Annotated in this window: 21 protein-coding genes and 1 tRNA gene; 21 read left to right on the top strand and 1 reads right to left on the bottom strand. The window is 41.1% G+C overall.

The genetic code is table 11. The features are described from left to right. Nucleotides 1-34 precede the first annotated feature (34 nt). The 3 genes from BIW53_RS11355 to nagP all read left to right on the top strand — a co-directional run bounded on the left by BIW53_RS11355 (nt 35) and on the right by nagP (nt 6,428). Complete coding sequence (locus BIW53_RS11355; protein ID WP_070992021.1) at nt 35-2,101, top strand: M13 family metallopeptidase; 2,067 nt, start codon at nt 35-37, stop codon at nt 2,099-2,101. Nucleotides 2,102-2,311: 210 nt separating this feature from the next. Beyond that, nucleotides 2,312-4,891 (top strand): family 20 glycosylhydrolase, encoded by a 2,580-nt coding sequence (locus tag BIW53_RS11350; RefSeq protein ID WP_070992019.1) that lies wholly within the window; start codon nt 2,312-2,314, stop codon nt 4,889-4,891. Nucleotides 4,892-5,126: 235 nt separating this feature from the next. Next, nucleotides 5,127-6,428, top strand: a complete 1,302-nt coding sequence (gene nagP / locus BIW53_RS11345; protein ID WP_070992017.1) for an N-acetylglucosamine MFS transporter NagP — start codon at nt 5,127-5,129, stop codon at nt 6,426-6,428. A 203-nt stretch (nt 6,429-6,631) separates the two neighbouring features. Here nagP and BIW53_RS11340 read toward each other — a convergent pair. Continuing rightward, nucleotides 6,632-6,707, bottom strand: a tRNA-His gene (locus BIW53_RS11340). Between the two features lie 183 nt (nt 6,708-6,890). On the opposite strand from BIW53_RS11340, the gene BIW53_RS11335 reads away from it, so the two are divergent. From BIW53_RS11335 to BIW53_RS11250, 18 genes are all read left to right on the top strand, one after another. Beyond that, nucleotides 6,891-7,706 carry a mechanosensitive ion channel family protein gene (locus BIW53_RS11335; protein WP_070992015.1) on the top strand — a complete coding sequence of 272 codons (816 nt, stop codon included), beginning with the start codon at nt 6,891-6,893 and terminating at the stop codon, nt 7,704-7,706. Nucleotides 7,707-7,728: 22 nt separating this feature from the next. After that, nucleotides 7,729-8,514: a DUF481 domain-containing protein gene (locus tag BIW53_RS11330; protein WP_070992014.1), complete on the top strand. Its 786-nt coding sequence runs from the start codon at nt 7,729-7,731 to the stop codon at nt 8,512-8,514. 357 nt (nt 8,515-8,871) lie between these two features. After that, nucleotides 8,872-11,565 (top strand): SLBB domain-containing protein, encoded by a 2,694-nt coding sequence (locus BIW53_RS11325; protein WP_070992011.1) that lies wholly within the window; start codon nt 8,872-8,874, stop codon nt 11,563-11,565. A 10-nt stretch (nt 11,566-11,575) separates the two neighbouring features. Continuing rightward, nucleotides 11,576-12,463, top strand: a complete 888-nt coding sequence (locus BIW53_RS11320) for a Wzz/FepE/Etk N-terminal domain-containing protein (protein ID WP_070992008.1) — start codon at nt 11,576-11,578, stop codon at nt 12,461-12,463. A gap of 57 nt (nt 12,464-12,520) precedes the next feature. Beyond that, nucleotides 12,521-13,777: an O-antigen ligase family protein gene (locus BIW53_RS11315; protein ID WP_070992007.1), complete on the top strand. Its 1,257-nt coding sequence runs from the start codon at nt 12,521-12,523 to the stop codon at nt 13,775-13,777. Between the two features lie 296 nt (nt 13,778-14,073). After that, nucleotides 14,074-15,828, top strand: a complete 1,755-nt coding sequence (locus BIW53_RS11310) for a hypothetical protein (protein WP_070992004.1) — start codon at nt 14,074-14,076, stop codon at nt 15,826-15,828. An 86-nt stretch (nt 15,829-15,914) separates the two neighbouring features. After that, on the top strand, nt 15,915-16,622 hold the full coding sequence (locus BIW53_RS11305) for a DsbA family protein (protein ID WP_070992003.1): 708 nt from the start codon (nt 15,915-15,917) through the stop codon (nt 16,620-16,622). A 209-nt stretch (nt 16,623-16,831) separates the two neighbouring features. Then, nucleotides 16,832-17,236: a type II secretion system major pseudopilin GspG gene (gspG, locus tag BIW53_RS11300; protein WP_070992000.1), complete on the top strand. Its 405-nt coding sequence runs from the start codon at nt 16,832-16,834 to the stop codon at nt 17,234-17,236. Continuing rightward, nucleotides 17,217-18,884 carry a GspE/PulE family protein gene (locus tag BIW53_RS11295; RefSeq protein ID WP_070991997.1) on the top strand — a complete coding sequence of 556 codons (1,668 nt, stop codon included), beginning with the start codon at nt 17,217-17,219 and terminating at the stop codon, nt 18,882-18,884. Before gspG ends, BIW53_RS11295 begins: the two co-directional genes overlap by 20 nt. Continuing rightward, nucleotides 18,881-20,071 carry a type II secretion system F family protein gene (locus BIW53_RS11290; RefSeq protein WP_070991996.1) on the top strand — a complete coding sequence of 397 codons (1,191 nt, stop codon included), beginning with the start codon at nt 18,881-18,883 and terminating at the stop codon, nt 20,069-20,071. The genes BIW53_RS11295 and BIW53_RS11290 overlap by 4 nt, the downstream gene beginning before the upstream one ends. Continuing rightward, entirely contained in the window at nt 20,055-20,552 is a 498-nt protein-coding gene (locus tag BIW53_RS11285) for a pilus assembly FimT family protein (protein WP_070991994.1), read from the top strand. The genes BIW53_RS11290 and BIW53_RS11285 overlap by 17 nt, the downstream gene beginning before the upstream one ends. Then, on the top strand, nt 20,533-20,955 hold the full coding sequence (locus BIW53_RS11280) for a prepilin-type N-terminal cleavage/methylation domain-containing protein (RefSeq protein ID WP_070991993.1): 423 nt from the start codon (nt 20,533-20,535) through the stop codon (nt 20,953-20,955). Before BIW53_RS11285 ends, BIW53_RS11280 begins: the two co-directional genes overlap by 20 nt. After that, nucleotides 20,948-21,628, top strand: a complete 681-nt coding sequence (locus tag BIW53_RS11275; RefSeq protein ID WP_070991990.1) for a PulJ/GspJ family protein — start codon at nt 20,948-20,950, stop codon at nt 21,626-21,628. The genes BIW53_RS11280 and BIW53_RS11275 overlap by 8 nt, the downstream gene beginning before the upstream one ends. A 109-nt stretch (nt 21,629-21,737) precedes the next feature. Then, nucleotides 21,738-22,460, top strand: a complete 723-nt coding sequence (locus BIW53_RS11270) for a type II secretion system protein GspK (protein ID WP_175442124.1) — start codon at nt 21,738-21,740, stop codon at nt 22,458-22,460. A 6-nt stretch (nt 22,461-22,466) separates the two neighbouring features. Next, complete coding sequence (locus BIW53_RS11265) at nt 22,467-23,420, top strand: hypothetical protein (RefSeq protein ID WP_070991985.1); 954 nt, start codon at nt 22,467-22,469, stop codon at nt 23,418-23,420. Beyond that, nucleotides 23,417-23,959, top strand: a complete 543-nt coding sequence (locus BIW53_RS11260) for a hypothetical protein (RefSeq protein WP_070991983.1) — start codon at nt 23,417-23,419, stop codon at nt 23,957-23,959. Before BIW53_RS11265 ends, BIW53_RS11260 begins: the two co-directional genes overlap by 4 nt. After that, entirely contained in the window at nt 23,956-24,435 is a 480-nt protein-coding gene (locus BIW53_RS11255) for a hypothetical protein (protein ID WP_070991981.1), read from the top strand. The genes BIW53_RS11260 and BIW53_RS11255 overlap by 4 nt, the downstream gene beginning before the upstream one ends. A 1-nt stretch (nt 24,436) precedes the next feature. Beyond that, on the top strand, nt 24,437-26,434 hold the full coding sequence (locus BIW53_RS11250) for a secretin N-terminal domain-containing protein (protein WP_070991980.1): 1,998 nt from the start codon (nt 24,437-24,439) through the stop codon (nt 26,432-26,434). Nucleotides 26,435-26,452: the final 18 nt, after the last annotated feature.

Below are 26,452 nucleotides of genomic sequence, written 5' to 3'. Positions count from 1 at the left end.
AGATGATGTGGTACAACTTATGGAAATATCATAAATGAATAAAATTACATTAACGGCGGCGAGTGTCGCAATGACATTTGGCTTGCTTGGGTGCAGTGAACCTGCAAGCAATACTCAAGATACTGCCCAAAAACAATCGCAGCAAGTTGCTAAAGTATCGGGGATAGACTTAAACAATATTGACCGTACCGTAAGAGCACAAGATGATTTCTATTATTATGTGAACGGAAAATGGCTTGAAAAAACGCAAATTCCCGCAGATAAGTCAAACTATGGTTCGTTTTCTCAGCTTTATGATGAATCTCAAAAAGCGTTAAAAGAAGTATTAGAGAGTGCTAAGTCAAATACTCAGGCAGCCCCTGGCAGTGACGAATACAAACTAGGCGCATTTTATGCGAGCTATATGGACGAGACTGCTCGAGAAGAACTTGGATTATCACCAATAAAGATTTATCTGAGCGAGATTAATGCTGTCAAAGATAAAGCTGAGTTACCAGCCTTAATGGCGAAGATACTGAGCAAAGGTGGGCAAAATCCATTTGCTTGGTATGTCAATAATGATGCAAAGAACTCTCAAGAATATGCTTTGTATTTATATCAGTCTGGATTGGGTCTACCTGACAGAGATTACTACTTAAAAGATAGTGATAAATTCAACACGATACGTGATGAATATACGCAATACATTGAGCAGGTGTTTACAAGACTTGGTTATAAAGATGCAAAACAAGTTGCGACAAACATTTTGACATTGGAAAAGGCAATCGCTGATGCACAGTGGACTCGGGTAGAGAGTCGTGATGCGACTAAAACCTATAACAAAATGACGTTGGCTCAAGCTGATAAGTTAATGCCAATGTTTGATTTACCTAAATACTTCAGTGCACTTGGGTTAGATCTTAAGGAACTTATCGTCAATCAGCCATCTTATTTAGAAGGTTTGTCAGATGTTTACGGCAATACTTCGCTAGAAGCTTGGCAGCAATACCTTAGCTTTCATTTTGTAAATAATCATGCAGCTTTGCTTAACAAAGACATGGTTAAACTAAGGTTTAACTTCTTTGATAAAACACTTCGAGGCCTTGAAGAACAAGCTCCTACTTGGAAGAAAGCGGTTGATGCAAGTAACGAAGTGTTAGGTGAATTGCTTGGTAAAATTTACGTAAAACAGTACTTTCCACCAGAAGCGAAAGCTAAGATGGAAGAGTTGGTAGCGAACTTGATAAAAGGGTTTGAACAAGCGGTAGATGGTCTTGAGTGGATGAGTGCTGAAACTAAAGTTGCCGCAAAAGAGAAGCTTAGTAAGTTCACTCCTAAGATTGGCTATCCAGACAAGTGGAAAGATTACTCTGCACTGCAAATTAATCGTGATGATCTACTTGGTAACTATGTGCGTTACTACCAGTGGGCATACCAAGAGATGGTTGATAAGATGGGTAAGCCGGTTGATCGCTCAGAGTGGTTTATGACACCGCAAATGGTTAATGCTTATTATAACCCAGTTAATAATGAGATTGTTTTCCCCGCAGCTATCTTACAGCCGCCGTTTTTTAACCTTGCAGCTGATGATGCGGTTAACTATGGTGCGATTGGTGCCGTTATTGGTCACGAGTTAGGCCATGGCTTTGATGACCAAGGTGCAAAGTATGATGGTGATGGCAACCTGCGTAACTGGTGGAGCGAATCAGATCTTCAGCAGTTTGAAGCGCGTGGTAAAAAACTGGTAGAGCAGTTTAATCAGTTTAAACCATTTGAAGATGCCCACGTTAATGGTGAATTTACCTTAGGTGAAAATATCGGGGACTTGGGTGGCTTGACGGTAGCTTATAAGGCGTATCAGATCTCATTAGGCGACACCAAGGCTCCTGTTATTGATGGTTATACTGGCGAACAACGGTTCTTTATGGGTTGGTCACAGATTTGGCGCAGAAAATATCGTGAAGAAGAACTGCGTAATCGTTTGGTAACTGATTCACACTCACCGAGCCACTACCGAGTAATTGGTGTGTTACCGAATATGCCGGAGTTTTATCAGGCATTTGACGTCAAAGAAGGTGATAAAATGTACTTGGCGCCAGAGCAGCGTGTAAAAATTTGGTAAGCCAGCTCTATTTTGTAAAGAAGCCCGCTATTTGCGGGCTTCTTTGTTTCTAAATACTGGTTGTTTCAAAAACATGAAAAAATAATGATAGCGCTGTCATTTTAGTTTTTATATGATGAAAGGGAAATGAATCAGCTAATAATTAATCAACTCGCACATAGAAGAACAGAAACGAAGCGAAGAGACTACCGCTTTATAAAGGAGCATACGATGAGTTTTAAGCAAACGATAATGGCTAGTGTGTTAGCCTCCGTCCCATTACTTGCCAATGCAACACTGTCAGATAGTGAACTGCAGCGCTTTACCCAAGGTACTGCGCTAACTTTTGCGGTAGAAGACAATTTTCATAATGGTGCATCGAGTTTTATAGGCTCTATGACACTGACAAATAATTCCGGCGTGGCGTTACCCAAAGGCGTGGGCGAATGGCACATCTATATTCACTCGGTGCGTAAGATCCATACCAAGCAAGCATCAGGGTTGAAGGTTGAACACATAAATGGTGATTTACATCGCTTTGTACCGACAGAGGAGTTTGCTGGACTTGCCAATGGCGAACAATTATCCGTAAAGTTTGAGGCGGGCGCTTGGATTGCTGCTTACAGTGATTTTATGCCACGCGCATTTATGGTTGTTAATGAACAGACCCCTGCTATTTTTGCCAATACCGATACCGAAGATTTACAGCAATTTATAGCGCCTATCGAAAGAGAAAACCAGCTGAGGCGTTACAACGAACCGTTAGATCGCACTCAGTTAGCGACCGCTCAGCTACGTTATGAACGAAATCAAAGCGTTGTAAAAGTATCAGAAGAGGCGGCGCTAAAAAGAATTATTCCAAAACCTAACAAGGTGGACTTTAATCGCGGAAGTGCCTTGCTAGATAGTAATTGGCAAATTCGGTTTGCAGGTCGATTAAAATCTGAATTGGAGGTCTTCCAGCAAGACTTGGCTAAATATGGCCTGAAATTAACTGCACAGCCAGATCACATTGCAGAGCAAAAACAACCTACGGTCATGTTAAAAGTTGATAGCTCAATTGCGGATGGGAAAGCACAAAGCTATCGCCTTGTAATTGACGATGAGCGAATTGAAATCGTGGGTGCGGACAACGCTGGTGTATTTTATGGTATGCAGAGTTTGTTGGCTTTGTTTCCTGCTGACGCGCATGAACGTGTGACGTTGCAAAATGTTGAGATTGAAGACAGTCCCAGATTAAGTTGGCGTGGTATGCATTATGACAATGCTCGTAATTTCCATGGTAAAGAAGCCATGTTCAAGCTGGTTGAGCAAATGGCTCGCTATAAAATGAATGTTCTACATTGGCACTTGTCAGATGATGAAGGGTGGCGATTAGAAATCCCTGGCTTACCTGAATTGACACGGATTGGTGCTTACCGCTGTTTTGATTTAACAGAGCAAAACTGTTTATTGACTCAGTTAGGTACTGGGCCATTTAAATCAGGCTCAGGTAACGGTTATTTATCAACAGAAGACTTTGTTGCGCTACTAAAGTTTGCAAAGGCAAGGCACATCAATATTGTTCCAGAAATAGAAAGCCCGGGACATGCCAGAGCGTCTATTAAAGCAATGGAAGCTAGATATAACAAGTTAATGAAACAGGGTAAAAAGGAGCAAGCAGGTGCTTACTTACTAAGCGAACCTGGTGACCAGTCACAATACATAACGGTACAAAGCTATACAGATAACTCTATAAATGTCTGCCTTGATTCTAGTTATGCGTTTATGGAAAAAGTGACATATGAGCTACAAAGTATGTATCGTGAAGCGGGTACAGGGCTAACGAATTTGCACTTTGGTGGAGATGAAGTTGGCGCTGGCTCATGGGGAGAGTCCAAGGCTTGTCAAAGTCTATTTTCTCGCTCTGGTAATGGGGTTTCGGGGGTTGCGGATTTAAAGCCATATTTTACGCAAAGAGTGGCCGATATGCTCAATAAGCGTGGCATTACACCAGGAGCTTGGGAAGATGGCTTGATGTATGACCGTGTGAATCCTTTTAATCGTGAAGCCTTTGCAAACAAAGCATTTACAGCAAATGTATGGGACAACATCTGGGAATGGGGTGTGGCGGATAGAGCGTATCGTCTGGCCAACGAAGGATACCAAGTGATCTTATCTCATGGCACACACTTATATTTTGACCACCCTTATGAAGCACACCCAGACGAAAGGGGTTATTACTGGGCAACACGCTATATTGATACTAAAAAAACGTTTGGCTATATGCCAGATGATGTATATGGCAATGCGGATTTTACGCGCACAAGAGAGCCCATTGTAAACCTTGAAGCGTTAGTTGGCCGAGAGTTACCTCAACTAGAAAAACCAGAGAACATCTTGGGGATACAAGGGCAGGTATGGAGTGAAACAATCCGTACCGAAGAGCAAGTATTAGCGATGATTTTTCCACGCATTTTGGCTGTTGCAGAGCGGGCATGGCATAAGTCAAAATGGGAAAGTACAGGGTTAAATAGTAAGGAATTCGACAAAGATTGGCAGCTATTCGCCGCAGCTCTGTCGCTCAAGGAACTGGAAAAACTACAGCAAGACAAAGTCAATGCTAACCTACCTGTGCCTGGTGCGAAGTTGGAAAATGGTAGCTTAGTTGCTAACAGCGCATTTCCCCATTTGACCATCGAATACAGTTTAGATGCTGGTCAAAATTGGCAAGTTTATACTGCTCCGGTCACTGTTAATGACTCCGCTGCGGTGCGTTTGAGAACGCGAATTGGGGAAAATAATATGAGTCGCGTGACTGGGCTAAATTAATCTAGCCCTTACCTAGACGTGAAGTAAGTGAAGTAACTAAAGCTGTAAGCGTTTGTTTCAGTTTTAGTTACATTTGTGTTTAAAATCTAACTAGTCAAAAGTAAAATTTTAACGTAAAGTTAAATGTCAGCGCTGTCATTTTTGTTTTTATATAGCAATAACGCAACTAGCTTGGACTATATGGCAATGCATGACAGTCAAAATAATGATATTAATTAGCAACAAGAAGAGATTTATGGAAGCAATCGTGGAAATTGAAGATAAAGAAAAGCAGAGTATTTGGCTCCCGATGATACTCGCAGGTTCAATGTTTTTCATTCTGGGGTGTATCACTTGGCTCAATGGCGCGATTACTCCGTTTTTACAACAAATGCTTGAGCTAACTCCGTTACAAGCCTCCTTTATTATTTCATCTTTTTATATTGCGGTGACGGTTGCAGGCATTCCCTCAGCGATGTTAATCAAACGCGTAGGCTACAAAAATGGTATGGCAATAGGGTGTGTAATTATGGCTGCTTCAGCCTTAATGTATATTCCAGCAGCAAAAATGCAAATGATAGAAATTTTCTTATTTGCACAGCTCATGATTGGTGTTGGTCAAACTGTTTTACAAACGGCAGTTAACCCTTATGTAGTAAAAATGGGCTCGGAGAGATCTGCTGCTGTGCGCGTATGTATCATGGGGCTATTGAACAAATCCGCCGGCGTTATCGTACCTATCGTCTTTGCCGCTGTTGTCGTAAGTGGTTTGGTTGAAGGCGGTGCTAAGCTGACTCAAGAACAAAAAGATATCATGGCAAACAGCCTGATAACTCCCTATATTGCAATTGCGGGACTGATTTTTCTATTTGCATTGTTTGCTAAGTTTGCACCTTTGCCTGACTTGGTGTTTAGTGAAGAAAGTAAAACGAGTAAGGGAGAACTCAAAGAAACGCTGGCTCACCCTCACTTGGTTTTAGGTGTGATAGGTATTGCTTTGTATGTAGCTGTGGAAGTCATTGCAGCAGACACCATTGGATCTTATGCCTTGCAGTTGGGGATTGCAGACTATTCTGTGATGACTTCTTATACAATGACATGTATGCTTGTTGGGTATGCAATTGGTATCGCTTTAATCCCTAGATTTATGTCTCAACAAAATGCGTTGATGATGTCGGGAATTGCAGGTATTGTAACTGTATTAGCCGTTGTATTTGGTAGCAACGACTCTTTCGCGATAGCTAACCTGTTACTCGTTCCATTTGGTGGACCTGAGTTGCCAGATCCGCTATTGTGTATTGCATTGCTTGGTTTCGCTAATGCTATGGTTTGGCCTGCTATTTGGCCATTAGCATTAGAAGGATTAGGACGATTAACAGGCACAGCGTCAGGCCTGTTGATTATGGGGATCGCCGGTGGTGCCTTAGGACCATTACTCATAGGTCTAGGCAACGTTGCAGGCTTAGGTGCACAAGGTGCATATAGTTTAATGATCCCAAGTTATCTATTTATCCTCTTCTATGCTGTGAAAGGTCACAAAATGAGAAGTTGGAAGTAAAGTATTTCTATCTATACGTAGAAATAATCCCGTGTGTAATGCCACCGAAAGGTGGCATTTTTTTTGTCTAAAATTCGTGTCTATATAGCGTTATGAAAATAGTAAGAGAAAAAAAATAGTTTGGAACCAAATAGAAAGCGTGTTTTAAAGACCGTATTAATAAATGATATTTTTATCTTTGGGGTAAGATAAATAAAGAAAAGTGGGGCGACTGATGGGACTTGAACCCACGACAACCGGAATCACAATCCAGGGCTCTACCAACTGAGCTACAGCCGCCACAAAAGAATTGAACACCTCGTTTGGTGTGGCGCGCATAATACATAAATATCTGGTACTTGCAAAGTAAAAAATGTATTTTTTTAGAAAAAAATACAAATAAAAAAATCCTTACATACAGACAATATTCATATAATCTATGTATGATGCGCACAAAATAAAAAATCATGCCTAGGAGGCCTTATGGATGTAGCTATTAATTGGCTAAATGAAAACTCAGATATGTTACTTCATTTCTCGATACAGGCCGTTATAGCCTTAATCATTTTGTTTGTTGGTCTGAGGGTTGCAAAAATGTGTGACTCTTTGACGATTAAAGCATTCGAAAAGAGAAAAATAGACAAAGCTGTTGCAGGCTTTGTTGCGAATATTGTTTTTGCTGCTGTATTTGCTGCAACGGTACTGATGGCGCTGTCGCAGGTTGGAGTTGAAACAACATCCTTTATCGCTATTTTAGGTGCTGCGGGTCTTGCGATTGGCTTGGCACTACAAGGCTCCCTTTCAAATTTTGCATCAGGTGTGTTAATTATTATTTTAAGACCCTTCAAAGCGGGTGATTATATTGAAGCTGGCGGTAAAGCTGGTAGCGTTCAAAAGATCGAAATTTTTTCTACAGAACTGAAAACGCCAGACAACAAAGTCATTATCATGCCAAACTCAGCCATCATGTCAGGTGCTATCGTTAACTTCTCAAGAGAAAAAACGCGCCGTATCGACTTAGTAATCGGCGTTGGCTACGATGCGGATCTAAAGCAAGCTAAACAAGTGTTGAAGTCTGTACTTGATAAAGAAGAACGTATTTTACAAGACCCTGCGTATACGGTTGCGGTATTAGAGTTAGCTGATTCTAGCGTGAACTTCGTGGTGCGTCCTTGGGTAAAAACGCCAGATTATTGGCCGACTTACTTTGAGTTGGTTGAAAATATTAAGATAGCTTTAGACGAAGCGAATATCTCGATTCCATTCCCACAAATGGATGTACATCTTCATAAAGACTAATTTTTCGAAAGGTTAATACGAAATGAAATTAAAAATTTTATCTCTGTGTGTGATTGCAGCCACAGTAAACAATGCTTATGCAAACAGCACAGATGTAAAAAAAACTTGGGATGTGACTAGCGAAGTGGGTGCCATAATTACCAGTGGTAATACTAAAACCACGACTTTAAAAGGCGCCCTAAAAGCAAAGCACAACCTAGAAAACTGGCACAATGAGTACAAAGTCAGTGGTATCTATAAAGAAGATGAAATAGAAAACGAACAAGGTGAGCGCATCACAGAGCGTACTAACGAAAAGTACTCTCTATCAACTCAAGGTAACTATAAGCTTCAAAAAGAAAATAGCCACCTGTTTATTTACGGTGCTTATGTGTCTGATTACTTTGGTGCTTATCGAAATGAAACCGTGGTTTCTGTAGGTTATGGTCAAAGGTTGTTTGGTACCGATGACATGTATCTAAACGCAGAAGTAGGTCCGGGTATTAAACGTTTTGAGCATCATCAAAACAGTACCGAGCTCGATGATGATGGTAATTCATTAGCTGGTGAGTCTGAAAGTGAATTGATTGGTGTGGGTAAACTAGACTTTAACTGGCAGATTTCTGAAAATGCGCGTTTCACTCAGTTGATAGCCATCGAATATGGTGAGAGCAATACTAAAACAACTGCGGAGTCAGCTTTAATGACCAAAATTAATGGTTCATTACAGATGAAAGTTGCCTATAACGTCATTCATAATTCTGATGTTGCACCAGAAAAAGACAATACAGATACAGAGACTTCTCTAACACTCGTTTATAGTTTCTAAAATTGTTTTTTGAAAAAGTGACTTTGCAACCAGTCTTAGCTCTGATTGAGAAGACTGGTTGCAAACCAATATAGCAATTGTATGGGGCTGTTTAAAAAATTAATCTAAAGCACAATGGCTTTAGATGCGTGCTAATAACATCAGTGCTTCTAACTTTTCCTGTCAATAATGTTCCATCAAAGTGACATCGTAACTGAACCTGCTTGTTCACCAAGGAGTTACTCAAAGCTCTTTACTGGTGAGCTTGATAATGTTTGAAAGTAATTTGTCTGAAAGAGTTTTATCAATTTTGGTTTTAAAGTAACTCGTGTAGAATACGCGTTTGAATTTTATTTACTCATACAGGACAAGCGAGGCATGCAGGTCAAACGTCTACTTTTGTTATTAGTTGTATTTTTAGCGGCCACTGTGCACGCTGCTACACCTTCACAGCAGCAGCTAAAGCAATTTAGTAAGTTACCAAAAAGCCAACAGAAACTATTGGCTGAGCAATACGGCATTGATTTAGGGGCACTTAATGCTTCCAAAACTGAGCTAAAAACAGCTGGCAAAGTAGAGCCTGTGGTAACTGAGCAGCAAAATAGCAAACAGAATGATTTTTTATCTGATGAAGAAAAGCGTTTTAAGCCAGAGACTGTAGCGCTTAAGCCTTTTGGTAGTGAACTGTTTTCCAGTAACTCATTTACGTTGGATGAGATGAGTGATGTGGCTGTGCCAAATGATTATGTGCTTGGTGTGGGTGATCAGCTAAAAGTTAGTTTGTTTGGTCAAGAAAATATCGAAGAATTAGTAGAAGTCGATAAGGAAGGAAGAGTAAAAATCTCTGATCTATCCCCTATGCACGTTATGGGTATGAGTTATAAAGCATTTTCAGAGCTATTACAGAAACAAGTTTCAAAAGAACTCATTGGCACATCGGCGTTTGTTTCATTAGCCTCATTAAAAAGTATTCGAGTCTTCGTTGTGGGCGAAGTGCAATCTCCAGGAAGTTATACTCTACCGTCACTATCAACTATCACACATAGCCTTTATGCAAGCGGTGGGCTTACAGATATAGGATCACTGCGTAACGTTCAATTGAAACGTAAAGGCAAGCTAGTGCAAACATTAGACTTATACGACTTGTTACTGAGCGGTAACAGTGTGGGTGATGTGCATTTAAAATCCGGCGATACGGTTTTTGTGCCTAGTGTTCAAAGCCGAGTTACCCTGAAAGGTTCGGTTAGAAGAGAGGCTATTTTTGAGCTCAAAGAAGGTGAGACATTAAGTGATCTGATTAGAATGTCTGGAGGTATGAAGGCGTCTGCATACAAGGAATCAATCCTTATTAGTCGTTATACCGATGGGGCGAAAACGGTTTTAGAAGTTGATTCTCGCAGTATGGCACAAACTCAGTTACGTGATGGCGATGAAATCTCCATTTCTGATGTGGCGACTTCTTTTGAAAATGAAATATCTCTAGTGGGTGCCGTAGTCAGACCAGGCAAATACGCTTGGAGACCAAACATAAAAATCAGGGATATCCTTGATAGTAATATGAGTAACTTATTGCCTCAGGCCGACAGGAATTACGGCTTGATTGTTAGAGGGAAAGCGTTTGAGGATACGTCTGTTATTCAATTTAATATCATGACTCAGCTGTCTGAAAACACAAAAGCAGAGCAGCTTGTGTCACTTGAACCCAGTGATAAAATTTACATTTTTAGTCGTTTTCAGTACAAAGATGACGAAGAAAAAGCATTAAGAGCTTTAGATCTTACCCAAGAAGAATTAGAGCAACAAGAACGCTCTAAACTATGGAATCTATATGAAAACCAATTGTTCCAAGCGTTTGTTAATACAAAAGCCTTGACTGAGTTGAATCGTAGGGAAGGAACAAAGACTTCTAGTTCAGATAGGGACCAAGAAGTTGATTCGAAAGAAAGTACCAATCGTTGGTTGTTTAGTGTGCGTGTTGAATCTGAGCAAGAAGATGAAGGGCGTATTCCAAGCCCGTTTTCAAGGATTTCTTTATTAGAGCCAGTATTACAGAGGTTGAACAACCAAGCCTCGCCAGCGCGACCAGTACGAATGTTCACAGTGCAAGGGCGGGTAAAATACCCAGGAAACTATCCATTAGCTAAAGATTATACAGTTGCGGATGCTATAGAAGCGGCGGGTGGCTTATTAGAGTCAGCGTATTTAGAAGTTGCCGAAATGACGTCTTATGAAAAAGGCAGCTCGATGTCAGTGGTGCATAAGTCAGTCAATTTGAAAAATGAGTTAACAAAACCAACGTTTAAACTCGCCAGTAAAGATGCTATCAACGTTTTGGCTGTCCCAAAATGGATGGATAATAACCAGATAAGTATTGCAGGTGAGGTAACCTTTCCTGGGGTATATACCATCAAGCGTGGTGAATCTCTTCAGGAGGTACTTGCAAGAGCTGGTGGTCTCACCGAGTTTGCCTCGATAGAGGGGGCAGTATTTACGCGTGAAGAAATCAAGAAGCAAGAAAAGCTTCAAATTCAAAGGTTGAGTGAAAACCTACAAAGAGAAATAGCTTCTAAAAGTTTGCAGCCTGCAACCGATAGTATCTCTTATACGGAAATCAAACAGTTACTCAATGACTTGGACGATGTCGAAGCGATGGGAAGATTAGTAATTGATTTGGATAGAATTATAGATGGTCAGCAAGAGCTCGTGCTACAGCATGGGGATGCGCTTTATGTACCATCAAAAAGAGACTCTATCAGTGTAATTGGCGAGGTAAATTACCCAGCTTCACACTTATTTGAAAATAACTTGAGTGTTTCTGAATATATTCAGCGAAGCGGTGGAGTTAAGAAGCTAGCCGATGATGAGAGTATCTATGTTATTAAAGCCAACGGAGCTGTTTTAATGCCAAAGAAAAGTTGGTTCTCTGTTGATAATACTGACAACTTAAACCCTGGAGACACCATTGTGGTGCCGTTAGATTCCAATTATATGGACAACCTAACGTTGTGGAGTACTAGCACGCAAATTATTTATCAGCTTGGTGTTGCAGCAGCAGCAATCAACAATATTTAGGGTAGTGATAATGTCAGAATATAAGAATGATGATGTTACGGTTGGAGATATTTTCTCTATCGTTAAAGCTCGGTTGATATTGATTTGCATGGTAGTCGGTATATTTGCGGTACTCGGGGTTGCTTTTGCGTTGTCTAAGCCAAACGTTTATCAAGCTCAGGTCTTACTTATTCCAGCTGCCAACTCGAGCGATAGCGGGAGTGGGTTATCAGGTCAATTTGGTGGTCTTGCTGCTTTAGCGGGAGTTAAACTCGGTGGTGGTGCTGATAAAAGCATGCTGCACCTTGAGCATTTTCAAAGTCGAAAGTTTTTGACCAAGTTTATTGCCCAACATCAACTGGAAAAGGACATCTTTGCTGCTGAAAAAATTTCAGGAGATACTGGCGAGATAGTCTATGACCAAGATAAGTTGGCACGCTTGGAACCTAATGCGCAAAACCCGGCATCCATTAACTATATCTATGAGCAATTCATTGAGGATGATTTTGTATTAGAAGCCAATAGCAAGACTGGCCTAGTTACCCTTTCAGTTTTTCATGCATCGCCTGTTATCGCAAAGAAACTAACTGATCTGTTGGTACAGGATATAAATCAAGAGATCCGCAAAGAAGAAATATTAGACGCAGATAAAAGCATAAAGTACCTTGAAGTTGCGTTAGAAAATACCAACGTGCTGGAAACCAAAAGGATGTTCTACCAACTTATTGAGCAGCAGCACAGAACAAAAATGCTAGCAACCGTTAAAGAAGAGTATGCATTTAAGGTGATTGACCCCTCTATAGTACCAGAAAGAAAGTATGGACCCAACAGAGCGCTAATCGTTGTTATATTTGCTTTGGTTGGCGGAATATTAAGTGTGTGTTTTGTCGTAGTTGTAGGCTTAAGAGCTAAGGACTAGTGAGATTGGAGCTAGGGCAAGTTCGGCTAATATTGTGCATGCTAGACAGGTGTGTTCGTGGTATTTAATAACTTAACCATCAATAAGCTCGTGTGGTTACTGGTAGCATTGTTCCCAGTGTTGCCGCATGCATTGGGGGCGCCTAACGCTCAAAAAGTACTGCATGTATTAGCTTTTGCCTTTGTATTTATAACTTTGCTTATAAAGAAGCCTAGCTTCAAAAGAAGTTTTATGGTCGCGGTATTCAGTGTTTGTGGCTTGTTGATGACTTATTACGCAAGCCTTTCACTCGCTTTTACTGACCTGCTAGTGTTTCGAGATATACCGGACTACTTAAGACCTCTCATCTATTTGTTGTATCTATTGATCCCGTTTCTTTATCCATTAGATGAGCGAGACAAAGATGAGTTTTTTGTCTTCTTTAAAAAGATTTTTGTATTTCAAATAGTTATTTCAGCATTGGTGTATGTACCTGCATTATGGCCGATAGTTGACTTATTCAAAGGCAGACCCAGTGACGATATGGCGTTGCATTTTTACCGTTGGTCTGGCACTTATGGCTACCCATCAGATTTTTCGTTCTATTTGTCTTTTTTTATTTTTTACTATTTCTGTTTTTTCGCAAGAAAAGTACCATTGAAGTTACACGAATGGTGCTTGGTTTTTATTGCGTTTTCCGCAATGGTTTTGAGTTTTAGTCGAGGTGGACTATTCTCAACTCTAGGTATTTTAGGGCTGGCTTTTTGGTGCACCGGAGCGAGAACACGAAAAACGTCTTATGTTCTACTGAGCATTTTAGGGGTATTATGTGCTGCTATCTTGATCACCTTTAGTGAACAATTTGAACAGGTGTCTTATATATTAGAGACATTTGGAGGTGAGGATGGCAGTGTTGATGACTCAACTGGCCACCGACTCAAAGAGATTGGCTTGGCGTGGGAATACCTTTCACAGTTTCCACCACTTTCGGAAGGCTCAAACAGACTAGAGTTGTTATCGAGAATAGAAGTTATTGAGTCATTTTATGGATATCACTTAATAAAGTGGGGGATCTTGGGTCTTGTTGCTGTATTGCTGGTAAAGCTAGTATTTTTCTACATGTGTACTTACGTGTATCGATTTTACAGAACAAGTAATCCGCAGCAGGCCGCATTCGCATTTGCCGTGGCGTGTTTGATAGCCTCTGAGGTGTTACTATTTGGCTTTTCGTCTGCAATAAGTGATCGTTTTAAGACTTTGCCAACTTTTTATTTATTATTAGGATATGTGATGTTTAGCTACTTTAATATTACAAATGTAAAAGTTAAGGTATAGTTGAAACATGGGCCCACTAATATTAGTGAAGCTAGGGTTGCATATAGAGCTAAATATGCTATTTTAAAGCCAATTACAGTATCCTTGAGCTAATAATTAATTTTTATAATTTTTAGCTAGCTCTTGAATTTAATTGTACTTATTATCATAATAAGCAAGCCTGGATTAGATACTACATGTTTGTGCAGTGTCGGTCGGGCCCTTTAAATTATTTAACGTTTTGCTTACTCTGGTATTCAGAGTGTGTAAATTTTAACTGAAAACATAAAGTGTCCACCGGATACATGGAGATAAAAATGAAGCGTTTTAATAAAGTCGCTTTAATCCCTGCTACAGTTGCCGCTGTATTAGCAGGTAATGCATATGCAGGTACTGAAGCTTGTTTCGAAGTTTATAAAGGTGCTGACGGTCTAGCAGTTCAAGCACATAGCACTATCTATGCTGGTGCTGCGTGTATTGCTGAAGCAACCCGTACAGCTGCAGGCGCTGCTGATTTAGAGCCTACAAATGAAGCAGGTATTGCTTACGAGCTAACTGGTAACCTTACGATTGATTTCGATGCGGTTGACGGTGTTGACACTGACCAGCACATCGTTTACATCCCTACGACAGACATCCCTGGTGGTACTAAAATCACTATCTCTTTAACAGGTGCAACATTTGCTGGTAACTCTAACCAGATCCACCTTCTAAAGAATGATGGCGTTACTACTGAAGCGGTTGCTTCTTCAGATGGTACAGTTGACGGTGCTTCAACTATCACGTTCCTAACTAAAGCTGGTATCACAATCGGTGCTGGTACTCGTCTAGCGTTCTCTCGTGGTTCTACAGCTGTTGATCCAGTAGGTATCAAGATTGCTAACACTACTTGTACAGATACAGATCAGGCTTCTCAATCTGTAACTATCGCAGCTACTGCTGCTATCACCGATGGTGGTACAGGTTATAACATCCAAGGTGCGGTTTCTAACTCTCAGAAAATCGCTGACATTTCTCCTCAGTTCTACCCACTACACGCTGGTACAACTGCTGAAGTTCTAGTTAACGCTGAAAGCTCAAACTCTGAAGGCACTGCAATCGTAGCGCGTACTGAGTTCGTATATAACGCTGATGCAACTAACCGTCTAATCGCAACTAGCTCACAAGCTATCTATAAGACTGGTTACTACAACCGTGCAGCTCTTCTAGATCAAGCAATCGTTCTAGATGCTGACGACCATGTTGAAACTGCTTTCGTAGCTTCTTCAGAGCCTGGTGCAAACGTTAAAATGCGTCTATACAACGGCCGTACAGCTGCAACTGGTGTGCTTGACACAGCGGTTTCAGTTCAAACTGGTACAGTTCCTGGCGAATTCGCTATGGACTTAAGCGATGCAACAGTGTACAACACTGAAGCTGTTGACTTGTTCACACCTGCTATCGGTGCTGGCGACGCAGAAACAAACCCAATGACAACTGCTCCTCTACTAGGTGCAGCTTACAACGAAATGTTCTACGTTGTTGAAAACAACCCAGCAACTGGTATCATGAACTTCAACTACGACGTGACTACTCACTACACGCTAGACTTCGGTACAGCTGGTGAGCTTGATCACTGTGCAGATAACAAAGTTTCTCACGAAGTTGGTGTTAACGGTGCGGTTCTTAAAGTTCCTTACGTAACTAACGCTGAAGGTAACTTCGTACGTATCACTAACGAGCACGATGAGGCTGCAGAAGTGACTGTTGATATCTTCAGTGAGTCAGCTGACGGTAACGATGGTGCTCGTAAAGTAACAGCTGTTGAGCTTGGTTCAGTTCCTGCTAAGTCTTCAGTAGTTTACTTCGTACCTACACTTATCGAAGAAGCTGTTACCCAGAAGCTATATGAAGGTGCTGACGGTGGTTATGGTGACCTAGGTGCAAACGCTGCTTACAACGCTAGCCGTCACTCAGTAACGTTCACTGTTACTGCTCCTAAGAACTCTGTACACGGTGTATCTGTGCAGAAAGTTCCTGGCCGCTCTGACCGCGTAATGCCAGTTCTTGACCAAAACGATTGGTCACAGTAATTACTACTAGCTAATTACTAGCTTTTAAGTTTGAAAACCCTCGCTTTGGCGGGGGTTTTTTTATCTTTTTAACTTGAGGACTTTCAATGAAAAACTGGATAATGCCAATTGTTTTATCAACTGTGCTGGCTGGGTGTAGTACCACGCAGCAGGCAGAATTGGAGGCATTGCGAGCTGAGGTCGAACAACTTAAAAATATACAGCAGCAAGTAGCTGTGAGAGTGGGTTTAGCGGAGCTAGTTAAGCCTGACACGCTACCTTTATCTGCAGAAGGTAAATGGATTGGTGATAAGTCAAGTGACGTTGTTGTGATTGAATACACAGACCTTCACTGTCCATTCTGTAAAAAGTTTCAGCAAGAAATTTGGCCTGAATTCAAAAAGCAATTTGTCGATACAGGCGAAGTCGCGGTATTAGCAAGAGAATTACCATTGAGTAAATTGCATCCTAAAGCTGGTTATGCTGCAGTGTTTTTGCGCTGCACAAGCCAACAAGGACAGTATGAGTTAGTCAAAGATAGGCTCTTTGAGATTGGTAACTCAATTACTCAGGAAACGACGGCTGAAATCGCCGAAGAGTTTAATTTAGATGCTGATAAGCTTACATCTTGTTTAAGTGATACGTCAGTTCATGAAGCAGTTGGCCGCTCAATTGCAGATGCTCAGCTATTGGGCATTGGTGGAACTCCCTCGTTTGTTGTCGGTAGACAAAAAGATGGAATGCTAGTTGACTATCAGGTTGTAGTGGGCGGTAGTTTGGAAAAACTTGGCGCGGCGATTAAAGCACTGAAGTAATACTTAGATAGTTCAAAATGATACCGTTGTATGTTAGATTGCAACGGTATTATTACCGTGTTGAGAGTGCGTTCAGCCTAGTGGCATTAATCCTTTACTGATTTAAATATCTGGGACTTAAGTTCAATCTGAACTTAAGTTAGCCTTTGTAGTCCTAGGCGGATAGTGAATTTCAATTTTAACAACATCGCATTATTATGAGCTTTCATATGAAGAAGTTAAGAAATAGTAACGGCTTTACGCTTGTAGAGTTATTAATTGTAATGGTAATACTTGGACTGTTGGCTTCTGTTGTGGCGCCGCGTATGTTCAGCAAAGTAAGTACAGCCAGAGAAGGGACGGCCAAGGCGCAAATGCAGGTGTTGTCGACCGCTTTGGACTCATATCGATTAGACATAGGTTACTATCCGAAAGAACTGAATGAGTTGTTACAGAGTAACCACCAAATGTGGGACGGTCCATATTTTCCTAAACAAATTCCAAATGATCCTTGGGGCAACCCATACAGCTATAAAGCCATTAGTGATAATGGCACAGAAAAGTTTGAGCTAAAGAGCTTTGGTCGAGATGGCAAACCTGGCGGTGAAGGTGAAGATGCAGACGTGGAACTCTAAAGTTCATGCATATATTGCACAAAAGCAAATATTAAACCATGACAGATTGCAGCAATTAGCTGATTTTGAGAAAGATGACCAATCAAATTTAGAATTGATATTACTCAACTCCGGTTGGATTGACGAAGACCAACTGCGCGATATGTATTGTCAGTTGCTCAATTGTTGTGCATGGGAACAAGGTTTAGATACATCTAAAGAATTTATAGCATATCTAAAGTCAACAAATGTAGAGCTGCTACTAGCAAATAATATGGTACCAGTTTTTATAGACAATAATCAGATTGACATCGCATTTTCTAACCCTCATGGGAAAGAAGCACTCGACTATCTGCGCTTCATCCCACAAGATAAGCGGTTCTATGCTGTATCAGCCAAAGAGCTAGAGTTGCTTGGCGAGCAATGTAAAGCTTTACTTAGTGACGTCCCCGATGTGCCCATTTCTACCGATAACTTAAGTGCGCTTAAAGAGCTTGCATTAGGTGCACCTACAGTTAACTTAGTGAATAGCCTCATCAATAAAGGGGTAAAGCTGGGGGCATCTGATTTGCATATTGAGCCCGTAAATGGAAAGTACCGTGCCCGATATCGAATAGACGGAATCTTAAAGGAAGCGGATCCGATACCGCATAACTTGCAGTTGGCTGTTATTTCGCGCATAAAAATCTTGTCGGGAATGGACATCGCTGAGAAAAGACGCCCTCAAGATGGCAAGATTGAAATGAAAGCTGGTACAACGGATCTTGATATTCGCTGTTCGACACTGCCATTGGGTATGGGTGAAAGCGTTGTTATGCGTTTTCTTATTAAAAACGCAGTTAAGTTTGACTTAAAAAGACTAGGTTACTCCGAAGACCTAGTAGAAAAAATAAATCAGGATTTAACAAGAACATCTGGCGTTATCCTGATGACGGGCCCAACAGGGTCGGGTAAAACGACTTCCCTTTACTCTTTTTTAAACCAAATAAACCGTCCGGATATAAAGATTGTTACGTTAGAAGACCCGATTGAGTACCAGTTGCCTGGGATAAACCAAGTACAAGTCAATGCAGAAATTGGTTATGACTTTTCTGCAGGCTTACGTAGCATTGTCCGTCAAGACCCTGACGTTATCATGGTGGGCGAAATTCGTGACAATGAAACGGCTAAAATCGCCTTACAGTCTGCATTAACAGGACACTTGGTGTTTAGTACTGTACACACCAATGACGCACCTTCTGCGTACACACGACTTATGGATCTGGGCATTCAAGAGTACCTTCTCAATGCGGGCCTGGTGTCTATTATGGCTCAGCGACTGGCTCGAACTTTGTGTGAACACTGCAAACAGCCTCTTAGTGATACTGAAACGCGAGAGTTGTATAACAAGTATTCATTATTTGATTTGGCTACAGGTGAAATTACACCTCTCTATCAAGCGGTAGGTTGTGATAAGTGCGAAAATACGGGCTATTCTGGTCGAGTGGCGTTTCTTGAGTATTTGCCATGTGATGGGGATGTTAAAAAGCTACCAAAAGACGAACGATTACTGGATAACCTTTATGAACTGATGCGTGAGAAGCAACTGCGCTCCCTCAAACAGGATGGTTTTCTCAAGGCTGTAACTGGGTTAACAACCGTTGAAGAAGTCTTGAGGGTAGCAGGGTGAGTCAGGTATTTAAGTACAAGGCTTGTAATGCCAGTGGTGAAGTTGAACGTGGTGAGATCACTGCTGAAAATGAAGCTGCTGCGCACAGTGCGCTGAAATCTAGAAGTCTACTTATTTTAGAGCTGAAGCAAGATAGTGCTCGTGCTATACGTAAGAGGGTGTCTTTGAATGAACTTGAGCAGTCAACAAGTCAACTATCGACGTTGTTACATAATGGCTTGCGAGTTGACAAGGCTCTGGAAGTTCTAGCGCAATCAAATAGAAATTCCGCTTTGGGACAGATTTGGTCTTTGGTATTAAATGAGATTAAGCAAGGGGCGGTACTTAGCGATGCTTTGGCTAGTCGACCAGATACCTTTTCCACGCTTTATATCGAAATGGTTAGAATTGGTGAGGCTACAGGTAACTTACCACAGGTATTTTCGAGACTTAGTCAGAATCTGGAATTCCAGAGTGCTCTACGTAGTAAGGTGATTCAAGCATCAACATACCCATTGTTTATTTTGGTAGTATGTATTACTGCTATTTGGGCTATTTTTAACTTTGTGATCCCCAGCATGTCATCAATGTTTGATAATGGTGCGCAGGTTCCGCCGTACACACAATTGCTGTTAGATATGTCTAGCTGGGTACAAAACTATCAATTACACTTGCTGATCAGCCTATTGTTAGCTGGAGTACTTCTATATAGTGCATTACAAAAGGCCTCGTTAAGGGTTCGTCTATTTGCCAGTGTTATAAGGTTCCCTATTGTAAAACAAATAGTAAATCATTCAGACCGCATTAAGTTCTCAACCGCATTACAATTAACATTAGAAAGTGGGGTGAGTCTTTCTGATAGCTTAGAGTTGGCAATGCAAACAGTTTCAAACCCTAATTTACAAGCTAAATTGGGTAAAGTTGCAACGGTTGTTAGCAGTGGTGGGGTACTCAGCCATGAGCTTAAACATTTAGGCTTATATGATGAGGTTGCTGTTTCTCTAGTTACGGTAGGCGAGGAAAGTGGTAGCCTAGCTAGCTCTTTTAATGAGATCGCAAAACGCTCTCGGAACAGTTTTGAAAGCTGGTTGACAAAGTTCACGGCACTGTTAGAGCCTTTACTTATTCTAATAATGGGCGGTGTAGTTGGCTCGGTTGTGATTATCATGCTGCTTAGTATAGTGTCTATGAATGATGTCTCCTTTTAAACAGTCAGGCTTTACGCTTGTTGAACTTTTAATCGTAATAGTGTTAATGGGTTTAACCAGCTCTGTGGTATTGCCTAATATGTGGAAACAATTTGAGCAGGTAAAGCGATATTCAGAAAAGCAGCAACTGACCTCTTTGTTGCATTATGCTAAACAGTATGCGGTGTATTCAGGGAAAAAACTAGAGATTAAAGTAGCTGACAACTCGGTTGAAGTGAGGGAGGTCAAACAAGCAGGTAAGCAAAATATACTTCAGAATTCGAAGAACATGCTCGACATTGTCGATGTGTTTACTGATACAGCAGAGCAAGATACTGAGCAAGATGTGGAAGATACCAAACCCTTAAAGCTCATTTCGTTTTCTTATATTGGTTTTGAGAAAGAGGCAATTGTTGAAGTGTCTTCAAAAACGTACTTTCTTGATAAGAATATAACTTTTGTCAATATAAATAGCCAGCAACGTGAAACCATTCAGTTTTAATCATCAACGAGGCATGACCCTGATAGAGGTGCTGATTGCATCCGTAATTCTATTTATCTCTATAAGTGCTATCAGCTATGTATCTAAAGCGATGTTGCTCAATGAAATGCGGCTAGCAAGAGCAACAAAATACGCTTTTGCTTTTGAGTATATCCAAGACGAGGTAAGTTATCGTTTTGAATATGAGAAGCAGCGTGAGGGAGAATATGAATTTGCGGGTTCTACCTATTTTTGGCAAGTAGAAGTGGTATCAGAAAAACCTGTAATGTCGGAGCTTGTAGTTGACGGAGAAGGCTCTATGTCCAATGGCACAATGATTTTGTATTCAACATCTGTCTTTTCTCAGTTGTCGCCGAGCCCGAAGAAAATAGCAGAGTTTAAGAGTGTGTACTGGCGTGAGTAATAGTAATGTAAAGGGTTTCACCCTAGTCGAAGTACTGATAGCCATGACTATTTTCTCTATGGTGATAGCACTTGCTGTGATGAGTTATCGTTTTTCATTGCAGCAGCTTACCAAGGAGCAAGCAAGTCATAATGTAGATCAGCTCTCTAAAGTGAAGCTTATAAATCGCGCGATCCGTGAAGCGACCCCTTTTGGATACCACAATGAACTCAGAGAAAGGGTTCCATTTTTTATTGGTACAAGTACCAGCTTCAGTTTTATCAATCGCTCGCCAATATTAATTTCTTCACCAGTGAGTATTTCTACCTTGTATCTAACAGATCAGGAAATACGCTACTGTGAGACTCCTTTTGGCTCTATTGCGTTAGAGCGCTATCGTTTTAACAGTGATAACTGTGAACAAGGCGTTACCTTTATGACCGTAAAGAAGGCGAACTTTGAATACTATGCATGGAAAGACTGGTTAGAGTTGAGTAACTACTATTCTCCCTATATGAATGTTGCGGTAAAACCTAAACCGCGTTGGAGCGTTGACTTTGATGCTTCTCAACGCCGTATCATGCCACTTTATGTTAGGCTAACAATAAGCCAAGAAAATGAAGAGCATGAAAGTCAGCTTTTATATAAGTTGATGCGTGTCCCCCCTTCATTGTTTGGAGCAGACAGTGTGTAGCTATCCTTCACAGAACCAGGGCGCTGCCTTACTGCTGGTACTTATGATTGCCGCAGCTATGGCTAGTATTATGATATATATGTCTGAAAAAGGTTCCAATTCTGCGCGAATGGCAAATCTAGTAAAACAACACAGCAGAGCAAAAATGCTGGTAGACAGCGCGCAGGCAGAGCTAATAAATGAATTGATGACCACATCACTTGGGATCCTTGGTCCGAATGGTAGTTATAATGGTATCAAACCCGAAAACCCTTCGGTCACAAACTTTATTGGCGAGCCAACGAAACGAGACCAGTTGGAAATCGTGGTGCAAGATGCCAGTGGTTTAGTATCGGTATCTCCAATGAATGACAAAGGGTTTGAAACGCTGCTCAGATACAATGGTGTATCATCTGATGATGTAACTAGAATTAAAGACCGTTTAGACGACTGGCAAGATGCGGATGGGTTGCGTCGTATTGAGGGGGCTGAAAAAGGTGATTACTCGCAAGCTTACCTGCCAACTAATACTGATATACAGATGGTCGAGGAGTTTAGGTATATCCTTGAAAACGATCATCTGTACGAGCAGATCAAGCCATTTTTGTTGGTGGGCAGTTACCCTTATATTGTTCGACAATTTACACCGAAATCTTTATACTCTGCGTTTGGTTTTGAGGGTAAGGTTTCGGAACAAAACAGTGGTGAAGGTCTCGAAAATCCATTATCCAGTGGTAAGCTTTTAATTCAAATTTCTCACAACGAAGCGGTAGCGTACTCAAAGCAGTTTATCTTTGAAAGAGGGGCTGGTTTGCGACCATATTTTATAAGTAATGAGCAAATAGTGGACTAGTTCATAATGTTGGCTAATCGAAATATAAACGACGCATCTGAGTACTTGGTGCATAAAAAGTTCTTCTTAAATCGTCAAAAAGAACTTATTGAAGTACAAAATAATGCGCCAAAAATAAAACTCGCTGAAGCTTGTGTTATTGATCGGGATTTATTCTGGGCGACCACGAGATACTACCCGAAGTCATCTCTCAAAGAAATATTTAATATTGTCAAAGCACAAAGCAAAGAGCTTCCGCCTTTTGAAGGGATGTTTTTGTGGCGAGCTAGAAACTTTGGGGCTGCGCAGTTCAGCATTGATTATTTCGTTATACCAAAAGAAAGTTATGAATTGATCCCCAAGTCGTGTCAGTTTGTGTTGCCTCTATACAACGATATAGATGAGCACAATCAGTGGCCACTTACAATGTCATATACCAGTGATGAAATGCAAGAAGCCGAGAAGACACCGTTACCATGGCTGGATTTGATAGGGCTTAGGGTTAAGCGAGAAAAGACTAAGGCACAACAGCGCCTGTCGACGACTCACTTGGTATATGGTTTGTTGGCAACAGGCGTGCTTACCGTTACGTCATTATCAGGGTATATTTATTGGACAAAAATGAGCTTACAATCGGCAAAAACACTGAATCAAGCTCAGGTTAATGAATCTCTCGAAATGCGCCAAAAATATAATCGAGAAGTCAACTCTACCGCTGAATTACAAACATTTTTTAAACAAAATCCCAATGTGTTAAGTAGGCTTGCTAGCCTCAACTTAAACTCACAAGGTATTATTTTTGACAGGGTGACCGTGACTCCTAAAGGTGTAGAGCTTCGGGGCGTGACTGATAAGTCAGCAACAGATTTGCTAAAGCAATTAGTTGCATCTGATGTTGCAAAAGAAGCAAAATTCTCAGGCCCGGTTGTAAAACAGAAAACGGGTGGCGAAGGCTTTACAATAGAAGTGGAGTGGCTGTGAACTCAAGAGAAGAAACGCTAAAGAAATGGGGAGGCGCGGCCATAGTTTTGCTTGTGTCGCTGGAATTTGTTGTTTTCCCTTGGTTAGACTGGGTTGAAAGTTCCAAGAACGAAATTCTCAATGCGCGAACATTTGCAGCAAAACAACAGAATGTTGCGTCTCAGTATGCTGACATAGAAAGCAAGTTGGCTGAACTAAAAGAACAAACCACGCTTTATGCTGGTCTACCAATATTAGGGAAAAATCAGGACCCTGCTTTGCTTTGGCTTGAGGTTGTTGAGGATGCGGTTGCTAGAGTAGAGGCTACTGTTAATAACAAAGTGCCACAGCGTGCGGTAGTGATCAATGACGATTATTCTGTGTTTACTGGAAGAGTAAGTGCAACAGGTGAATATAATCGCATTCTTAATTTATTGAATGAATTAGAGAATATCTCAGAGGGAAATCGTGTAAGACAAGTTTCCCTTCTTCAGCAGCGAGCCAGACAAGGGTATGTGACTGCAAATATTGAATTTGTGAGGGTGTACAGAACAAAATGAAAAACCTTCTAATTTTATGTGGTTCGGTAATTGCTGCACTGTGCTGGGTGGCTCAAGTCGTTTTTTCATCCTTTCCAGATATTGACGACAAAGAAATGGCACTGGCAGATGTTTCCATTACACACGAAAAGCCGCTCGATATAGCCGCATTATCCAAGAATCTGGGTGTTGATTTTATCGATCTGAATGCAAAAAAAGCTAACTTACCAAAGAGTACGGAAGTAAAGCTCTCTTTAAATGCGATATACACATCGGGTGATGTCGCTGTGGCGAGAGTGAAAGTAAGCCACAATAACCGTGATGAAACGTTGAATATTCGAGCGGGCGATGCCTTTTATCAATTTCGTGTAGAAAAGGTTGATGTGAGCAGCATAGTACTCATTACAGAAGATAAAAATACAGAAACTGTTCAGTTGAAAATGTTCAAGCCGCAAACAGTGTCAATAGAGACATCTGAGACTAATGGAGAAGTTTAGAATGATTTTAAAGCCTTCAAAGAAAGCTTGTTTGACGTTGATGTCAATAATATTGGTTTCAGGCTGTGCCAGTAAAACAGGTCTACGAGACAAAGAGTTACAAATAGAAAAATCTTTGTTGAGTAAAAACCAGTCTCAGATGAGCACATCAGTTGAGAAGCAACCGATAGAAAGTACTGTCAAAGATTTCCGAGAGGAACAAGTTGAAGACTGGGGGGGGATCACTCGTCTTCAAGAAGATGCAAAAACGGCACCAAGATTAGAAGGCGAGGCAATTACATTTTCAGCTGATGAAATGCCTGTTAAAGAGTTTACTAATAAGGTATTCCAAGAATTACTGGGTATCAACTATGTGATGTCTCCGCAGTTGTCCGCATCTAATGACACCATAACTTTAAATCTCTCATCGGCGATTGAACGTCCGGAATTTTATCGTGTAGCCATGAAAGCGCTAGAAGAAAGTGGCGTAACAAGTTACAGAAAAGATGAGATCCTCTATCTATCAAAATCGGCAGGATCTACTCAAAAAAACTCAATCGCTGTAGGCATAGGTAACAAAGAGGAAGATGTTCCGGATGTTGCAGGCCCAATTACCCATATTGTGCCATATATTTACAGTAGTAGCAGAAACGTTTCGAGCATTTTAAGCAAGTTATCCACCGCAAAAGTTACGATTAACTCGCTACAAAAGCTAATCATCCTTGAGGGTGAAAGAGCGGAGCTTACTCGCGCAATTAAAATCATCAATATGTTAGATGTGCCAAGGGCGTTTGGCAGAGAGATCCGTCTATTTGAATTTGCACATATTTCGCCACTAGAGGGCATTGAGCAAATTGAAAAGTTATTACGAGAAGATGGCTTAGCGGTATCAAAAGAGGGCGATGTGTCATTTGTACCATTACCACGCATCAATTCTTTTGTTGCCTATGCCACGAACCAAGAGACCATTGAAAGAGTAGGTTTCTGGGCAAGAAAAATTGATGTGCCACTGGCTGGGGACGAAAGACAGTACTTTATCTACAAGCCCAAATATGCAAAAGCTGACGATATGCGTGAAGCACTTTCTGTGCTGCTCCAAGGGCGCTCTCAAGGGGGAGATAGTTCAGATAGCGCGACTAAAGGGGCTGTAGGTGCAAAAAGTTCAAACGTGCAGTTTAGCTTAGACAAGCAACAGAATGCATTGATATTTTACACTGACAAAGATGAATACCGCTTAATTGAATCATTGTTAAAGAAGATGGATGTGCTGCCAGGACAAGTTATATTAGATGTAACTATTTTAGAAATTACCCTGACAGATGAGATGTCTTCAGGTATTAAGTGGTTGTATAATCAAACGGGCGCAACGGGTAGTGATTCACTAACTCTAGACTCAGCAACGGGAGCGTTGTTTGGGCAGGTTATTTCTGGTGATTGGAGAGCTGAATTTAACTGGAATGATGCGATAGGGGATGCGAGAGTATTATCACGTCCGTATTTCATTGTCAGAGATGGTGAGTCTGCTTCACTTAGCTCGGGTGATCAAATTCCTATTATTACTCAGACGGTTGAGAACATAGGTAACAATAACTCAGTATCCAATTCAATCCAGTATCGTTCTACGGGTGTAAATGTATCTATTACACCAATCATTAATTCCCAAGGGGTGGTAACACTATCTGTATCTATGTCGGTCAGTGACGGCAAGCCGAATAAGTTGGGTGTATCATCACCAACCATCACTAATCGCTCAATTACTACAGAAGTGCTGTCTGGTGATGGGCAAACCGTTGCGTTGGGTGGCCTTATTCAAGAGAAAAAGAGTGACTTCACCCAAGGGGTCCCAGGTTTAAGTAAGCTACCAATATTAGGTAATCTATTTAAAGCAAAAGAAGACACAATGCAAAGAACAGAGCTAATGATGCTAATCACAACTAAAGTGGTCAAGAATCAATCTGAGATGGACGAATTCGGAGAAGCAATCTCCGAGCTTTACAGCGCACCTATCATAATTAAGTAGTAACAGTAGTAGAGGATT

This window comes from Pseudoalteromonas byunsanensis (assembly GCF_001854475.1).
Classification (GTDB): Bacteria; Pseudomonadota; Gammaproteobacteria; order Enterobacterales; family Alteromonadaceae; genus Pseudoalteromonas; species Pseudoalteromonas byunsanensis.
This window is presented reverse-complemented; position numbering and strand designations above follow the sequence as displayed.

What these genes read in the sequence shown, in the direction of transcription:
- gspG (WP_070992000.1), top strand. Translation starts at nt 16,832, where the DNA reads ATGAAGAAGTTAAGAAATAGTAACGGCTTTACGCTTGTAGAGTTATTA.
- BIW53_RS11325 (WP_070992011.1), top strand. Translation starts at nt 8,872, where the DNA reads ATGCAGGTCAAACGTCTACTTTTGTTATTAGTTGTATTTTTAGCGGCC.
- BIW53_RS11285 (WP_070991994.1), top strand. Translation starts at nt 20,055, where the DNA reads ATGATGTCTCCTTTTAAACAGTCAGGCTTTACGCTTGTTGAACTTTTA.
- BIW53_RS11355 (WP_070992021.1), top strand. Translation starts at nt 35, where the DNA reads ATGAATAAAATTACATTAACGGCGGCGAGTGTCGCAATGACATTTGGC.
- BIW53_RS11335 (WP_070992015.1), top strand. Translation starts at nt 6,891, where the DNA reads ATGGATGTAGCTATTAATTGGCTAAATGAAAACTCAGATATGTTACTT.
- BIW53_RS11265 (WP_070991985.1), top strand. Translation starts at nt 22,467, where the DNA reads ATGTTGGCTAATCGAAATATAAACGACGCATCTGAGTACTTGGTGCAT.
- BIW53_RS11255 (WP_070991981.1), top strand. Translation starts at nt 23,956, where the DNA reads ATGAAAAACCTTCTAATTTTATGTGGTTCGGTAATTGCTGCACTGTGC.
- BIW53_RS11305 (WP_070992003.1), top strand. Translation starts at nt 15,915, where the DNA reads ATGAAAAACTGGATAATGCCAATTGTTTTATCAACTGTGCTGGCTGGG.
- BIW53_RS11330 (WP_070992014.1), top strand. Translation starts at nt 7,729, where the DNA reads ATGAAATTAAAAATTTTATCTCTGTGTGTGATTGCAGCCACAGTAAAC.
- BIW53_RS11250 (WP_070991980.1), top strand. Translation starts at nt 24,437, where the DNA reads ATGATTTTAAAGCCTTCAAAGAAAGCTTGTTTGACGTTGATGTCAATA.
- BIW53_RS11295 (WP_070991997.1), top strand. Translation starts at nt 17,217, where the DNA reads ATGCAGACGTGGAACTCTAAAGTTCATGCATATATTGCACAAAAGCAA.
- nagP (WP_070992017.1), top strand. Translation starts at nt 5,127, where the DNA reads ATGGAAGCAATCGTGGAAATTGAAGATAAAGAAAAGCAGAGTATTTGG.
- BIW53_RS11320 (WP_070992008.1), top strand. Translation starts at nt 11,576, where the DNA reads ATGTCAGAATATAAGAATGATGATGTTACGGTTGGAGATATTTTCTCT.
- BIW53_RS11350 (WP_070992019.1), top strand. Translation starts at nt 2,312, where the DNA reads ATGAGTTTTAAGCAAACGATAATGGCTAGTGTGTTAGCCTCCGTCCCA.
- BIW53_RS11270 (WP_175442124.1), top strand. Translation starts at nt 21,738, where the DNA reads ATGGCAAATCTAGTAAAACAACACAGCAGAGCAAAAATGCTGGTAGAC.
- BIW53_RS11310 (WP_070992004.1), top strand. Translation starts at nt 14,074, where the DNA reads ATGAAGCGTTTTAATAAAGTCGCTTTAATCCCTGCTACAGTTGCCGCT.